Raw genomic sequence first — 14,080 nt, forward strand, 5'->3', positions numbered from 1 at the left:
TCGGGGAATCCAGGGATTCCCGGGAGCGGGGAGAACACCGGGAGGGCGGTGAGCGGTGGGTTCCCGGGGGTGCTGGTGGCGGGGCGCTATCGGCTGGCCGAGAGCATCGGCCAGGGGGGAATGGGGCGGGTGTGGCGGGCCGTCGACGAAGTGCTCGACCGGCAGGTCGCGGTGAAGGAGATGCGCATCGACGGCCTCGGCGCCGAGGACGCCCGCACCCGCCGTGAGCGCACCCTGCGCGAGGCCCGTGCCACCGCACGCATCGACCACCCGAACGTGGTCCGCGTCTACGACGTCGTCGACGAGGGCGACCGGCTGTGGATCGTCATGGAGCTGGTCGCGGGGCGCTCGCTCGAGGGGATCATGGCCGAGGAAGGCCCGCTGAGCCCCCTCGACACCGCCCGCATAGGCCTGGGGCTGGTCACGGCGCTGCGCCAGGTGCACACCAGAGGTGTCCTGCACCGGGACATCAAACCGGGCAACGTCCTGGTGGAGACGGGGGTGTCCGGCAGGGGCGGGCAGGATCGGGAGCGGGGGGACGCCGGCAGCGGCCGGATCGTCCTCACGGACTTCGGCATCGCCGCCATCCAGGACACGAAGGCGCTGACGATGGTCGGCATGCTGGTCGGCTCCCCCGACTACATGGCCCCCGAGCGCGTCTCCGGCCGCCCGCAGGGCCCGCCCTCCGACGTGTGGTCCCTGGGCGCGACGCTCTGCGCGGCGCTGGCCGGACACTCCCCCTTCGCCCGCGACACCACACTGGCGACGTTGCACGCGGTGCTCTACGAGGAACCCGAACTCCCCACCGGAGCAGGCCCGTTGCGGGCCGTACTCGCCGCTCTGCTGGAGAAGGACCCGGCGGCCCGACCCACGCTCCCCGCGCTGGAGTCCCTCCTCGTCCCCATCGCCTTCCCCCGCGCGACTGCGGCGGCGGCCGACGCCGCGCCTGCGCGTTCCGGCATCTCCCTGGCCCGTTCCCAGGCGGTGACGGAACGCAGGCCCGTCCCGGACGGGCACGCCGCTCCGCCGCCCGACGGACCTCGCGCGGAACGCGCGCCGGGGCGCGCACGGGAACGGACCCGGCGGCGGCCACACGAACCCGAGCAGGCACAGGTGCAGGCACAGGCACAGGCACAGACGCAGGCGCGGGATCACCGGCAGGGGCAGGAGAACGGGCAGGGGCGGGAACACGGACAGGCGCGGACGCACGGACGGGCGGGCCGTCGGCGTACCGCCCTGTTCGCCGCCCTCGGCGTCGCCGTCGTCGGTGCGGCCGTCGCGCTCGCGCTGGCGACGCTCCCCGGCGGACCGGACGGCGCGGACCGGGCCGGCGGCAGCGCCTCCGGACAGTCCGCCGGCACCGCCGCTGCCACCGGATCCGCGGCCGGCTCACCGCCGGGCTCGGCGTCGGCGTCCCCCACGGTGCGCGGGACGTCCCGTCCGCCGAGCCTGCCGCCGGGCGCGCACGCGGAGGCGGGCGGCTACGCATGGTCGACGCCCAAGGGCTGGCGGCGGGACGTGAAGACGGGCGCCGAGGTGCACTACACGTCCCCCGACGGTGCCCAGGAACTCGTCGCGAAGTCGTCCCTGGCCCACGGCGACCTCATGGACGCGTGGCGGACCTCCGAGGAGAACGCCCGCCAGGGCCGGGACTACCGCAAGATCCGCCTGGAACGGACGACGTTCCGCGGTCGGCCGGCGGTGGTCTGGGAGTACGCCTTCACCCTCCGGGGCGCCTCCTGGCACGCCCGGCTGCTGGGCTTCGACGAGAGGGGGAAGTCCTACCAGGTCAACACCTGGTACCGGCCCGGGACGGAGACGCAGGCCCTGAAGACGTACGAGGCCGTGAAGGACAGCTTCACGGTGTTGTGAGAGAGCCGAGCGGAGAGGTCGGGCCGGAGAGAGGGATGAGGGAACGGCGCGGAGCCGCGCGCGGCCGGGACGGCCCGGATTCGATCCGGATCCCGCCCGGATTCGGCGTACAGGGGGCCGCCGAAGCGACCCCCTGTACGCCTGCCGCTCCGCCCCCGCTAGACCTTCTCGGCCGGGGAGCCGGCAGCGGCGGAGGACTCCGCCGCGGGTTCGGCGGGGGAGCGGCCGGTCCGCGCCCCCGCGCCCCGCTGCCTCACCACGGCGATGACGACCACGACCGCGGCGACGAGCAGCGACAGCAGCACCGTCGTCCGCCCGCTGCTCTCCCCTTCCGTGTCGGTCAGCATGTAGCCGAGCACGAAGACGATGAGTGCGGCGGTCGCCCAGGTGAGATACGGGTAGAGCCACATCTTCACGACCAGCTTCTCGGGCGCCTCGGCCTGGATGATCTTCCGCATCCGCAGCTGCGAGAAGCAGATCACCAGCCAGACGAACAGCGCCACGGCGCCGCTGGAGTTGACCAGGAAGAGGAAGACGGAGTCCGGGAACCGGTAGTTGAAGAAGACGGCGACGAATCCGAAGACCACGGAGGAGACGATCGCCGCCAGGGGGACGCCACGGCTGGTCGTGCGGGCGAAGGCCTTCGGGGCGTCGCCCCGCTCGCCGAGCGAGTAGGCCATGCGGGAGGCCGTGTAGAGGCCGGAGTTGAGGCAGGACAGCACGGACGTCAGCACGATGAAGTTCATGATCTGACCGGCGTGCGCGATGCCCAGCGAGTCGAGGGCGGCGACATAGGAGCCCTGCTCCTTGATGGACGGGTCGTCCCAGGGCAGCAGCGTGACCACGACGAAGATCGAGCCGAGGTAGAAGACGCCGATGCGCCAGATGATGCTGTTGGTCGACTTGGTCACGGCCCGCTGCGGGTTCTCGGACTCGCCCGCCGCGAGGGTCGCGATCTCGCTGCCCATGAACGAGAAGACGACGAGCAGGACGCCGGTGAGGATCGCGCCGGGTCCGTTGGGCAGGAAGCCGCCGTGCCCGGTGAGGTTGCCCAGCCCGGCCTTGTCGTCGTCGACGCCGGGGAGCACGCCGAACACGGCGAGACCGCCCACCGCGATGAACGCGCCGATGGCGACGACCTTGATGCCGGCGAACCAGAACTCGAACTCGCCGTAGGAGCCGACGGAGACGAGGTTGGTGGCGGTCAGCACGATCATCACGATGAGCGCCCACCCCCACTGGGGGACCGCGGGCATCCACCCTTCGAGGATCTTGGCCCCGGCGGTCGCCTCCACGGCCAGCACGACGACCCAGAAGAACCAGTACAGCCAGCCGATGGAGAACCCGGCCCAGCGGCCGAGCGCGCGGTCGGCGTGCGCGGAGAAGGAGCCGGAGGTCGGATTGGCCGCGGACATCTCGCCCAGCATGCGCATCACCAGCACCACGAGCGTGCCGACGAGCGCGTACGAGAGCAGGATGCCGGGCCCGGCGGTGGCGATGCCGGAGCTGGAACCGACGAACAGTCCGGCGCCGATGACGCCGCCGATGGCGATCATCGACAGGTGGCGGTTCTTGAGACCTGCCTGAAGTCCGGAGCCGGGTTCTCCGGCGCCTCCGGGGCCTGACGAGGCCTTGGTGAGGGTCGGCTGCGAAGTCATGGGGATGTCTTTCCTTTGCGCCGCGTGAGGGGAATCAGGGGGATCGTGCTGTGGGGGGCGTATGAGCCGGTCCAGTGAATCCGAGGCAAATGGATTCAGGAACCTTTGATTTGGAATTGTTACTTGAGGTTTTCCTGAGCTTCCGCGGTGCTGCGGGGCGTTTCCCGACGCGGCACCCGGGGCTGCTACCCCGCGGCCCCCATGTCACACTCGTCCCATGCGCGTGTATCTCGGCTCGGACCATGCCGGCTTCGAACTCAAGAACCACCTCGTCGAATGGCTCAGGGCGGCGGGTCACGACCCGGTCGACTGCGGGCCCCACATCTACGACGCCCAGGACGACTACCCGCCCTTCTGCCTCCGCGCGGCGGAGAAGACGGCCGCGGACCCCGACTCCCTCGGCATCGTGATCGGCGGCTCCGGCAACGGCGAGCAGATCGCCGCGAACAAGGTGAAGGGCGTGCGTGCGGCGCTGGCCTGGAGCGAGGAGACCGCGTCCCTCGGCCGCCAGCACAACAACGCCAACGTCGTCGCGGTCGGCGCCCGCATGCACACCCAGGACGAGGTGACGAAGTTCGTCGAGACCTTCCTCGCCACCCCGTTCTCCCAGGACGAGCGTCACATCCGACGCATCGACATGCTGGCGGACTACGAGACGACGGGCGACCTGCCCCCCGTCCCGCCCCACCACCCCCAGCAGTAACCTCCGGCCGAGGCGGAAGGCGCCGCCCACCCGACCTGGACGGACGGGTGGGCGAGACGGGCGCCGGACAGCCCGGCGCGGGAAAGGGACACACCGGTGCCGGAAGGCCACACGATCCACCGACTGGCGCAGGACTACGCCCGCTTCACCGGCCGTCCCCTGCAAGTCAGCAGCCCGCAGGGCAAGTTCGCCGCCGCGGCGGCCCTCCTCGCCGACGCCCCGCTGACCCGCACCGAGGCCCACGGCAAGCACCTCTTCCTCGGCTTCACCGCCGACCGGTGGATCCACATACACCTGGGCCTCTTCGGCAAGGTCACCTTCGGGCCGGCCCCCGCGCCGCCGCCCACGGACACCGTCCGGCTCCGCCTCGCCGCCCCGACGTCCTACGTCGACCTGCGGGGCCCCACGACCTGCGCCCTCATCGGGGACGAGGAGAAGAGGGCCGTGCACGCCCGGCTCGGCCCCGACCCGCTGCGCGCCGACGCCGACCCGCAGGCCGCCTACGCCCGCGTCTCCCGCAGCCGTTCGACGATCGCCGCGCTCCTCATGGACCAGAAGGTCATCGCCGGGGTGGGCAACGTCTACCGCGCCGAAGTCCTCTTCCGGCACCGTGTCGACCCCTACCGCGCCGGCCGGACCGTCACCCCCGCCGAATGGGACGCGATCTGGTCCGACCTGGTCGCCCTCATGCGTCAGGGCGTCCGCGACAACCGCATCGACACGGTCCGCCCGGAGCACACTCCGGAGGCGATGGGCCGCCCGCCGCGGGTCGACGACCACGGGGGCGAGGTGTACGTCTACCGCCGCGCCCACCAGCCCTGCCACCTGTGCGGCGACGGCGTCCGCACCGCCGACCTCGCCGCCCGCAACCTCTTCTGGTGCCCGACCTGCCAGAAGAGCTGACCGGCCACCTCGGGGCGCGGCACTAGAACCCGTGCGGCAGCCACGGGGCCGTGACCGCCCCGAACGCCAGGGCCGCCTCCGTCAGCGCCCCTCGCCGGACCTCCCGCACCCGCCCGGCCGCGCCCAGCGCCGCCAGGCTCACCCCGCCGAGGTAGGCCGCGCCCAACTCCCGTACGGACAGGGCGAGATCGGCAGGGTCGGTGGTCCGCGAGCACACCGCGCCCTTGACGTCGCCGGAGAGCCGCCAACGCCCCGAGTTCCAGGGGCAGAACGCGTCCTCGACGTCCAGTACCACGTCCACCGGCGCCTGGTACGTCCGCGCCTCCAGCGCCGCGCCGACCTCCACGAGCCGCATGTACAACGCGTCCCGCACCCGCAGTTCGCACCGCCGGACGTCGGACACGAGATGCTGCCACCCGTCGTCCACCGGCCGCCCCCGCACCTCGAGCGAGGCAGTGAGGTCGATCCCGAACAGGAACCGCCACAACGCGGCCTGCGACGGCGCGTCGACCGCGGTCAGATCCTGGAGCAGCACCCGCCCGTTCTGCCCGCTGTGCCCCCACTCGGGACGCACCCGGTACCGGACGTATCCGGTGACCTCGCCGTCCCGCTCGGCCAGCACGCACTGCAGCGGCGACGCCCCGCCCCGCTCGCTCTCCGGATCGAGCAGTCCCAGCCGTTCCCAGCCGGGCTGCCGCGCGAGCATCCCGGCCCGGCCGGGCACCGTGCGCGCGTACACCGCCTCGCACACCGCGAGTTGCGCGCCGGGGTCGGCGTACCGCAGCCGGACCTCGTCCGCGCCGTCCGGGACGGCCAGCCGCACCCGGCTGGTGTCGATCTCCGCCTGGAGCGCGAAGGTCGCCGCGCCGTACCCGAACCGTCCGTAGATGTCCGGCTCGGAGGCGGTGAGAACGGCGAGCGACCGCCCCTCCGCGCGCGTGTCGTCCAGCAGCCGCCGCATCATCGACGTCAGAATCCCGCGCCGCCGGTGCGTCGCGCTCACCCCGACCATCGTGACGCCCGCGGCCGGCGTCGACGTCCCGCCGGGCACCGTCAGCCGGAAGTCGTACGCTCCCGCCGTCGCCACGCACGCGTCGCCGTCCCACACGCCGAGGCAGCGGTCGTACGGGGTGAGCGACCGGTAAAGCTCCCGTTCCTCGACCGACTCGGGGACCCCGCCGAAAGCGCGCAGCAGAGCGTCGTACCAGGTGTCCCATTCCTCCGGCCGCAGTACCCGCATGTCCGTCGCCGTCACCCGCGCCGTTCCGTCGTGACCCGCCTCACTCGTCATGGGCTCATGGGTAGCAGGCCCACGAGGGCCGGGCCAGGGAATTTCGCCCTCTTTGCGGCGGCAGCGCTTTCCATGACGTTCACTGTGAAGTTGAACCTCGGACGGGGGACAAGTGGGACCTCCCGTGCCAAGCGGCGGGTCGGATGGATAAGGTCCCGAACTAATGGCAGCAGGACGACAGCGGCGCGCGGAAGCCGAGACGTTGACGGCCCGGTTGAAGCACTTGATGCACCGGGTCCGCACCGGCGTGCGCAGAAGCGCCGTCGACTACTTCCGCGGTGACGGCTCGGACTGGATCGCACTCGCCTTCCTGCTGCTCACCGTCCCGCTGATCGCCGCCACCACGCTCGCCAACTCGGTGTGGTGCTCCCCGGCCGCCCTCGTCCTGCCGATCGTCACCGGCGGCCTGCTGCTGCGTCCGTCGAGTCTGCTCGGGCTGTACGCGGCGGCCGCGACGGCCCTCATCGTGGAGTCGGTGCGGCTGGGCCCGTACACGGAGGGCCCCAGCCGGGTCACGCCCGGCGTGGTTCTCGTGGTCGCTGCATGCGGATTCTTCGGGCTGCTCATCGCCCAGTTCCGCAGCCGGGTCGGCGTGCCCTGGCGACGCGGCGGAACCATGCTGTTCGACCTGCGCGAACGCATCCGTGTGCAGAGCAAGCTGCCGAGTCTGCCGCCGGGCTGGCACCACGAGATGGCGCTGCGGCCCGCGGGCGGCCAGTCGTTCTCCGGGGACTTCGTCGTCGCGGCCCGCACCAACGGCGGCCGCACGCTGGAGGTCGTCCTCACCGACGTCTCCGGCAAGGGCATGGACGCCGGTTCGCGCGCGCTGCTGCTGTCGGGCGCCTTCGGCGGCCTGCTCGGCTCGCTGCCCCCGCACGCCTTCCTCCCGGCGGCCAACGGCTACCTGCTGCGCCAGGACTGGGACGAGGGCTTCGCGACCTCCATCCACCTCGTGCTCGACCTCGACTCCGGCGACTACGAGCTCTACTCGGCGGGTCACCCGCCGGGCCTTCAGCTCAGCGCGGGCAGCGGCCGCTGGGAGGAGAAGGCCGCGGAGGGCCCCCTTCTCGGGGTGTACGACGGCGCCCAGTTCGACCCGGTGAAGGGCTCGCTGCGCCCCGGCGACGTGCTGATGCTCTTCACCGACGGCCTGGTCGAGACCTCCGACCGGGACATCGTCGAGGGCATCGACCGCCTCACCGGCGCGGCAGACCGCTACGTCGCCGGCGGTTTCCAGGGCGCCGCCTGGCACCTGATCGAGGCCGTCGCCAAGGACGTCAACGACGACCGCGCCCTGCTGCTGATCTGCCACGAGGGCCCGACGACCCAGTCGGCGGCGCTGTCCTGAACCCGTGAGCTCCCCCGAAGCGGTGAGCTCTCCCGAGAGGGGAACGCCGTGCTGACCGTGTCCGAGGTCGAGGCCATCGCCCGCGCCGCCCACGAGGGCCAGACCGACAAGGCGGGCCGCCCCTACGCCGAACACCTCCAGGCGGTCGCGGAGGGGGTACGCGTGCGTGGCGGCGACGCCGAGCAGATCGCGGCCGCCTGGCTGCACGACGCCGTCGAGGACCACGCCCTCACCGAGGCCTGGCTGGCGGCGGCCGCGCTGAGCGACCGCACGAAGGCCGTCGTCCTCGCCGTGACCAAGCGGGCAGGGGAGACGCCCGAGGCGTACGCGGCCCGCGTCCTGGCCACGCCGGGCGCCCTGCTGGTGAAGGAGGCGGACCTGGCCCACAACGCGGACCCGGCCCGGCTGGCGGTCCTGGACGCGCCCACCCGCGCACGACTGACGGAGAAGTACGCGCACATGCGCGCACTCCTCGGCCTCACCGCGTCCGCTCGACGACCTCCCCGGACCGTCGCCCCGGGATGAGCCCCTGGGGCGATCCTTCGGGAACGGGCGTTCCGCGACGGGCCCCGGGCGGGCGGGTGTTCAGCCCCCGACGCCGCCCGCGGCCTTCTCGTCGCCCGCACGCCCGCGGCTCTCCCCGCGCCCGTCGCCCTTCTCGAGCCGCGCGGGCTTCTCGCCGTTCTCGCGCTCGCGGGCGAGAAGTGCGGCGTCCGGCTTGAAGGCCCACTCCATCCTCGGCTCGATCACGAACCGGAAGACCCGCCGTACCGGCGGCGTGCACAACAGGGTGACGGCCGCCGCCACGGCGACGGTGACGGCGATCTCCCCGAGCGGCCGGTGCAGCGAGGGGTGCGCGAACCAGCCGCGGTAGTCGGCGGTCTTGATGAGGAAGCCGTGCAGCAGATAGCCGTACAGCGTGCCGGCGCCGAGGACCGTGAACCACATCGTGCGGCCGGGGACCCAGGAGAGGAAGCAGGCCGTCAGCAGCAGCGAGCAGCCGAACAGGGCGAGCTGCATGACGGGCCCGGCCCACCAGGGGGCGCCCAGCTCCTGGGCGGAGTCGCGGTGGTAGAGCCAGGAGACGTTCATCCGTGGCACCGCCCAGTAGGCGAAGGCCAGGGCGAACGCGAGCACGGGCACCGCCGCGATCCGCACCGAGCGCCGGCGCACCAGGCGGAAGTGCTCGGGCTCGAGGCACAGGCCCAGCACGAAGTACGGCAGGAACTGCAGGACGCGCTGGAGGTCCAGGTCGTCGCCGATGGACGGGGTGACCGTCGCCAGCATGGCGAGGCCGAGCGCCAGCGGCAGCGGATGCCGGACGAGCTTCCAGACCGGCGTGGTGAGCCGCCAGACGAACAGCGCCACCAGGAACCAGGTGAGGTACCAGGGGTCGAGAAGGCTGATCTCCTGGGCGGGGTTGTGGTCGATGTGTCGCCGGAAGACCGGGTAGGCGGTCTCGAACACGATGTACGGCACGGCGACGCCCGTGATCAGGCGCTTGAGCCGGGCGGGGCTGCCGTCGAAGCTCCGCGAGAAGAAGCCGGAGATGACGATGAACGCCGGCATGTGGAACGCGTACACGAACATGTACGCGGCCTGCAGCACCCGGCTGCCGCCCTTGAGCGGCTCCCAGGCGTGCCCCACGGCCACCAGCACGATCGCCAGGTACTTGGCGTTGTCGAAGAACGCGTCGCGCCGCGCGGGGGGCCGTGGGGCCGGCCGCTCGGCGGATCTGTCCCGCGAACGGTCGCGTCCACCCGTTGGACCGTTCCGGTCGTGCTGGTCGTTCTGGTTCGGGGACGAGCGCGTGCTCGGAACGAGAGACGAGGCGGCGTGGAACATTTGAGGCACCCTAGCGTCGTGCGCGGCAATTCGTAAAACGCCCCTGGTCATTCCTCGTTATAGCTCTTGCATGGCACGGCCGGCGAAACGGGATGAGGCGTAGGGCTGTCCGTGATGTCACTCTTCATCCCGACTAAAAGGTGCATAACGCCGCTTGTTGCCCGCCAGTTGACGCAAACCGTCATCGCGTCGACCGCAATTCGAAATAACTGCGCAGGCATTGTGTGGACACGGAAACCGAGTTCCCCAATTCCCGCTGCCCACACGTGTGCCGACAAGTGATCCGAATGACCCGCGTCCGGCCGCCGGCCGACGCGGCCCGCGATGATGCGTCACGGGCCGCATAGGTGGGCCGGGTTGGTGGCACGATGGTCTCGGGAGTGCGGACCGACCGAGGGTGTGTGATCAGTTGTGGCCATCTCACTGTCAGTGGTGCTGCTGTTGGCGATCATCCTGGTGGTTCTCATCCGGGGCGGGTCGATCAAGGCGGGCCCGGCGATCGTCGCCATCCTGTTCGGCTTCTTCCTCGCCTCGACCGGCATGGCCCCGTCGATCAATCGTTTCCTCGACTCGCTCGCCGACACGATCAACTCGATCAGCTTCTGACATCGGCGAGCGGCCGCGAGCCGCCCTGTCGCGCATCGGAGCGGGCACGCCGAAGGCCCGGGGAGAGGAAACCTCTCACCCGGGCCTTCGTCGTACAGAGCGGGCGACGGGAATCGAACCCGCGTAGCTAGTTTGGAAGACTAGTGCTCTACCATTGAGCTACGCCCGCACACGTCGCGCCGCAGGTCAGCCGACCGCGGCACTGCACGCATCGTAGCGGGTCGACGCCCCCTGTCGCACACCGCCTTTCCGCGCGGCCCCGCGGGCCGCCCCGACGCCCGGCAAATGCGGCGGTCAGACGGCCTGCGGGCATGTACCCTACGTGTCGCACCAGACGGGGTGTGGCGCAGCTTGGTAGCGCGTCCGCTTTGGGAGCGGAAGGCCGTGGGTTCAAATCCCGCCACCCCGACCAGTACCGCGGTTCTCGTCCGCTCTCGCCGGCCGTCTCCGTGACCACCTCGCTTGATCGCCTTTGGGGCGTGTCCCTGCTGCCGTTACTATGCAAGCTGCACGCCCGTGTGTCTCTTCCTGAAGTCCTCCGGGCGGCGAATTTGCGGGAGCCGGTCTGGCTCCGGCGGAAACCAAGATGTCAGCCCCCAAGGAGACCGAACCGTGAAGAGCGCCGTGGAGACCCTGAACCCGACTCGGGTTCGGCTCAGCATCGAGGTGCCCTTCGAGGAGCTCAAGGACAGCCTCGACGCGGCGTACAAGAAGATCAACCAGCAGGTCACGGTGAAGGGCTTCCGCAAGGGCAAGATTCCCGCCCGGGTCATCGACCAGCGCTTCGGCCGTGGCGCCGTGCTGGAGGAGGCCGTCAACGACGCGCTTCCGAAGTTCTACACCGAGGCGGTCAACGAGGCCGAGATCGACGTCCTCGGCCAGCCCGAGGTCGACATCACGGAGCTGAAGGACGGCGAGACGCTGAACTTCACCGCCGAGGTCGACGTCCGTCCCGCCCTCGAGCTTCCCGAGGACTTCTCCTCCATCGAGGTCGAGGTCGACGCCGTCGAGGTGACGGACGAGGACATCGACAAGTCGGTCGAGCAGCTCCGCGAGCGCTTCGCCTCGACCTCCCCGGTCGAGCGCGCCGCCGAGGACGGCGACGTCGTGACCGTCGACCTGGAGGCCAAGGTCGACGGCGAGGTCCTCGAGGACGGCGTCGCCAGCGGCGTCTCCTACACCATCGGCTCGGGCGAGCTGCTGGACGGCATCGACGACGCCGTCAAGGGCCTGGAGGCCGGTGGCGAGACCACCTTCACCTCCGAGCTGAAGGGCGGCTCGGCGGCCGGCAAGGAGGCCGAGGTCACCGTCAAGGTCACCCAGGTCGCCGCCCGCGAGCTCCCCGCGCTGGACGACGAGTTCGCGCAGCTCGCCTCCGAGTTCGACACCCTCGACGAGCTCAAGGCGGACAGCCGCAAGCGCCTCGAGAACATGAAGCAGTACGACCAGGCCACGCAGGCGCAGGAGCGCGTCCTCGAGAAGCTGCTGGAGCTCGTCGAGGTGCCCGTCCCCGAGAAGCTGCTCGAGGACGAGGTCAACACCCGCAAGCACAACCTGGAGCACCACCAGCTCGGTCAGATGGGCCTGGACCTCGACAAGTACCTGGAGATCCAGGGCAAGACCGCCGAGGAGTTCGAGACCGAGACCCGTGAGGCCGCGGTCAAGGGCATCAAGACCCAGTTCGTGCTCGACGAGCTCGTCAAGCGCGAGAAGCTGAACGTCAACCAGGAGGAGCTCACCGAGCACCTCATGCGCCGTGCCGCCTCCTCCGGCATGTCCCCCGACCAGTTCGCCCAGGCGGTCGTCGAGGGCGGCCAGGTTCCGCTCCTGGTCGGCGAGGTCGCCCGCGGCAAGGCGCTGGCCACGGTCGTCGAGTCCGCCACGGTGAAGGACACCAACGGCGAGGTCATCGACCTGGACGACGACGAGGACGAGGCCGAGGACGCCCCGGAGACCGCGGAGGCCGCCGAGGCCGCCGCCGAGACCGAGGAGAAGCCCGAGGCCTGAGCCTCGCGCAGTTCCTGAAGCAGGTGCGACGGGCCCCGGGACTTCTGTCCCGGGGCCCGTCGTCCTCCCCGGGGGGCGAGGGAGGCGCGCGAGCGGCCGACGCCTGCGCGCGGCCGGAACACGACCGGTGCCCGCCTCGTCGCCGGAGTCCCCGGGCTACGCCCCCGGCGAACACCCAGCTCTCCGGGATTCCCCGAAGGGACCCGCGCGTTAGGGTCCATGAGTACGAGGGCAGGGGAGTCCCCGTTGCCCCCGGCAGTACACGTGAGACGGCCCGGCGCCGTCGTAAGACGAGCAGGTGGATACGTGACGAATCTGATGCCCTCCGCCGCCGGCGAGCCTTCCATCGGTGGTGGCCTCGGCGACCAGGTCTACAACCGGCTGCTCGGCGAGCGGATCATCTTCCTCGGCCAGCCGGTCGACGACGACATCGCCAACAAGATCACCGCACAGCTGCTGCTCCTTGCCGCCGACCCGGACAAGGACATCTACCTCTACATCAACAGCCCCGGCGGCTCCATCACGGCCGGTATGGCGATCTACGACACCATGCAGTTCATCAAGAACGACGTGGTGACCATCGCCATGGGCCTGGCCGCCTCCATGGGCCAGTTCCTGCTCAGCGCGGGTACCCCCGGCAAGCGCTTCGCGCTGCCGAACGCCGAGATCCTGATCCACCAGCCCTCCGCGGGTCTGGCCGGATCGGCCTCGGACATCAAGATCCACGCCGAGCGGCTGCTGCACACCAAGAAGCGCATGGCCGAGCTGACCTCGCAGCACACCGGCCAGACGGTCGAGCAGGTCACCCGCGACTCGGACCGCGACCGCTGGTTCGACGCCTTCGAGGCCAAGGAGTACGGCCTCATCGACGACGTCATCCCCACGGCCGCCGGCATGCCGGGCGGCGGCGGTACCGGGGCGGCCTGAGGGTCGCCGCTGACGGCGGCAGGGCCGCCCAGGGCGCTCCCCGGAGCCCCCTGAGCCCCTGACCCCTCCGAGGCTCCAGGAGCCCGCTGAGGCCTCCCGGAGGCCCGGGAAGCCCTGTCGGGCCCCCGGGCCACCCGGAGCCTCCCAGCGGGGGCCCGGAGCCCCTCGGAAGCCGTCGGCGCCCCTCTCCAGCCCCTTCAGCCCACCGCCCCAGCCCTCTCTCCAGGAGACACCGTGAACCACTTCCCCGGCAGCGGCATCCACGCCCGCACCGAGGCCGAATACACCGGCCCCCGGGCCGAGTCCCGCTACGTCATCCCCCGCTTCGTCGAGCGCACCTCCCAGGGCATCCGCGAGTACGACCCGTACGCGAAGCTCTTCGAGGAGCGCGTGATCTTCCTCGGCGTGCAGATCGACGACGCCTCCGCCAACGACGTCATGGCGCAGCTGCTGTGCCTGGAGTCGATGGACCCGGACCGCGACATCTCCGTCTACATCAACAGCCCCGGCGGCTCCTTCACGGCGCTGACCGCGATCTACGACACCATGCAGTTCGTGAAGCCCGACATCCAGACGGTCTGCATGGGCCAGGCGGCCTCCGCCGCCGCGATCCTGCTGGCGGCCGGCACGCCGGGCAAGCGCATGGCGCTGCCGAACGCGCGCGTGCTGATCCACCAGCCGTACAGCGAGACCGGCCGCGGTCAGGTCTCCGACCTGGAGATCGCCGCCAACGAGATCCTCCGGATGCGCGGTCAGCTGGAGGACATGCTGGCCAAGCACTCGACCACGCCGATCGAGAAGATCCGCGAGGACATCGAGCGCGACAAGATCCTCACGGCCGAGGACGCGCTGTCGTACGGCCTGATCGACCAGATCATCTCCACCCGGAAGATGAACAACGACAACCTGCGTTGACGCAC

Annotated in this window: 12 protein-coding genes and 2 tRNA genes; 10 read left to right on the forward strand and 4 right to left on the reverse strand. The window is 71.1% G+C overall.

All coding sequences use genetic code 11. From position 1 onward, the window contains the following. The first annotated feature begins 48 nt into the window (after positions 1–48). Complete coding sequence (locus ACH4ZA_RS28065; RefSeq protein ID WP_398432169.1) at positions 49–1,872, forward strand: serine/threonine-protein kinase; 1,824 nt, start codon at positions 49–51, stop codon at positions 1,870–1,872. A 158-nt stretch (positions 1,873–2,030) separates the two neighbouring features. On the opposite strand, the gene ACH4ZA_RS28070 is transcribed toward ACH4ZA_RS28065, so the two are convergent. Further along, positions 2,031–3,530 (reverse strand): amino acid permease, encoded by a 1,500-nt coding sequence (locus ACH4ZA_RS28070; protein ID WP_319279208.1) that lies wholly within the window; start codon positions 3,528–3,530, stop codon positions 2,031–2,033. Between the two features lie 217 nt (positions 3,531–3,747). On the opposite strand from ACH4ZA_RS28070, the gene ACH4ZA_RS28075 reads away from it, so the two are divergent. After that, a complete protein-coding gene (locus ACH4ZA_RS28075; protein WP_319279209.1) occupies positions 3,748–4,233 on the forward strand; it encodes a ribose-5-phosphate isomerase in 486 nt (161 codons plus the stop codon). A gap of 96 nt (positions 4,234–4,329) precedes the next feature. Next, complete coding sequence (locus ACH4ZA_RS28080) at positions 4,330–5,136, forward strand: DNA-formamidopyrimidine glycosylase family protein (RefSeq protein WP_319279210.1); 807 nt, start codon at positions 4,330–4,332, stop codon at positions 5,134–5,136. A gap of 22 nt (positions 5,137–5,158) precedes the next feature. On the opposite strand, the gene ACH4ZA_RS28085 is transcribed toward ACH4ZA_RS28080, so the two are convergent. Then, complete coding sequence (locus ACH4ZA_RS28085) at positions 5,159–6,427, reverse strand: GNAT family N-acetyltransferase (RefSeq protein ID WP_319279212.1); 1,269 nt, start codon at positions 6,425–6,427, stop codon at positions 5,159–5,161. A gap of 163 nt (positions 6,428–6,590) precedes the next feature. Here ACH4ZA_RS28085 and ACH4ZA_RS28090 point away from each other — a divergent pair, with 163 nt between their 5' ends. Beyond that, positions 6,591–7,775, forward strand: a complete 1,185-nt coding sequence (locus tag ACH4ZA_RS28090; RefSeq protein WP_398432170.1) for a PP2C family protein-serine/threonine phosphatase — start codon at positions 6,591–6,593, stop codon at positions 7,773–7,775. 48 nt (positions 7,776–7,823) lie between these two features. After that, positions 7,824–8,300, forward strand: coding sequence for an HD domain-containing protein (locus ACH4ZA_RS28095; protein ID WP_319279216.1), 477 nt, complete (start codon positions 7,824–7,826; stop codon positions 8,298–8,300). A gap of 60 nt (positions 8,301–8,360) precedes the next feature. Here the strand turns inward: ACH4ZA_RS28095 and ACH4ZA_RS28100 are convergent, their stop codons facing one another. Next, positions 8,361–9,620, reverse strand: coding sequence for an acyltransferase family protein (locus ACH4ZA_RS28100; protein ID WP_398432171.1), 1,260 nt, complete (start codon positions 9,618–9,620; stop codon positions 8,361–8,363). A 411-nt stretch (positions 9,621–10,031) separates the two neighbouring features. Here ACH4ZA_RS28100 and ACH4ZA_RS28105 point away from each other — a divergent pair, with 411 nt between their 5' ends. Further along, positions 10,032–10,226, forward strand: a complete 195-nt coding sequence (locus tag ACH4ZA_RS28105) for a hypothetical protein (protein WP_030779494.1) — start codon at positions 10,032–10,034, stop codon at positions 10,224–10,226. A 98-nt stretch (positions 10,227–10,324) separates the two neighbouring features. Here ACH4ZA_RS28105 and ACH4ZA_RS28110 read toward each other — a convergent pair. Then, positions 10,325–10,395, reverse strand: a tRNA-Gly gene (locus ACH4ZA_RS28110). A gap of 166 nt (positions 10,396–10,561) precedes the next feature. Between ACH4ZA_RS28110 and ACH4ZA_RS28115 the strand changes: the two genes are divergently transcribed. From ACH4ZA_RS28115 to ACH4ZA_RS28130, 4 genes are all read left to right on the forward strand, one after another. Next, positions 10,562–10,638 (forward strand) — tRNA-Pro (locus ACH4ZA_RS28115). 200 nt (positions 10,639–10,838) lie between these two features. Next, positions 10,839–12,233, forward strand: a complete 1,395-nt coding sequence (gene tig, locus ACH4ZA_RS28120; RefSeq protein WP_319279218.1) for a trigger factor — start codon at positions 10,839–10,841, stop codon at positions 12,231–12,233. Positions 12,234–12,551: 318 nt separating this feature from the next. Next, positions 12,552–13,160, forward strand: coding sequence for an ATP-dependent Clp protease proteolytic subunit (locus ACH4ZA_RS28125; protein ID WP_057574659.1), 609 nt, complete (start codon positions 12,552–12,554; stop codon positions 13,158–13,160). A 234-nt stretch (positions 13,161–13,394) separates the two neighbouring features. Next, positions 13,395–14,075, forward strand: a complete 681-nt coding sequence (locus tag ACH4ZA_RS28130) for an ATP-dependent Clp protease proteolytic subunit (protein ID WP_319279219.1) — start codon at positions 13,395–13,397, stop codon at positions 14,073–14,075. Positions 14,076–14,080: the final 5 nt, after the last annotated feature.

The organism is Streptomyces sp. NPDC020597 (genome assembly GCF_044335095.1).
GTDB lineage: Bacteria > Actinomycetota > Actinomycetes > Streptomycetales > Streptomycetaceae > Streptomyces.

Coding starts and splice junctions, on each gene's coding strand:
- ACH4ZA_RS28070 (WP_319279208.1), bottom strand. CDS start 3,530: ATGACTTCGCAGCCGACCCTCACCAAGGCCTCGTCAGGCCCCGGAGGC.
- ACH4ZA_RS28075 (WP_319279209.1), top strand. CDS start 3,748: ATGCGCGTGTATCTCGGCTCGGACCATGCCGGCTTCGAACTCAAGAAC.
- ACH4ZA_RS28085 (WP_319279212.1), bottom strand. CDS start 6,427: ATGACGAGTGAGGCGGGTCACGACGGAACGGCGCGGGTGACGGCGACG.
- ACH4ZA_RS28090 (WP_398432170.1), top strand. CDS start 6,591: ATGGCAGCAGGACGACAGCGGCGCGCGGAAGCCGAGACGTTGACGGCC.
- ACH4ZA_RS28100 (WP_398432171.1), bottom strand. CDS start 9,620: ATGTTCCACGCCGCCTCGTCTCTCGTTCCGAGCACGCGCTCGTCCCCG.
- ACH4ZA_RS28125 (WP_057574659.1), top strand. CDS start 12,552: ATGCCCTCCGCCGCCGGCGAGCCTTCCATCGGTGGTGGCCTCGGCGAC.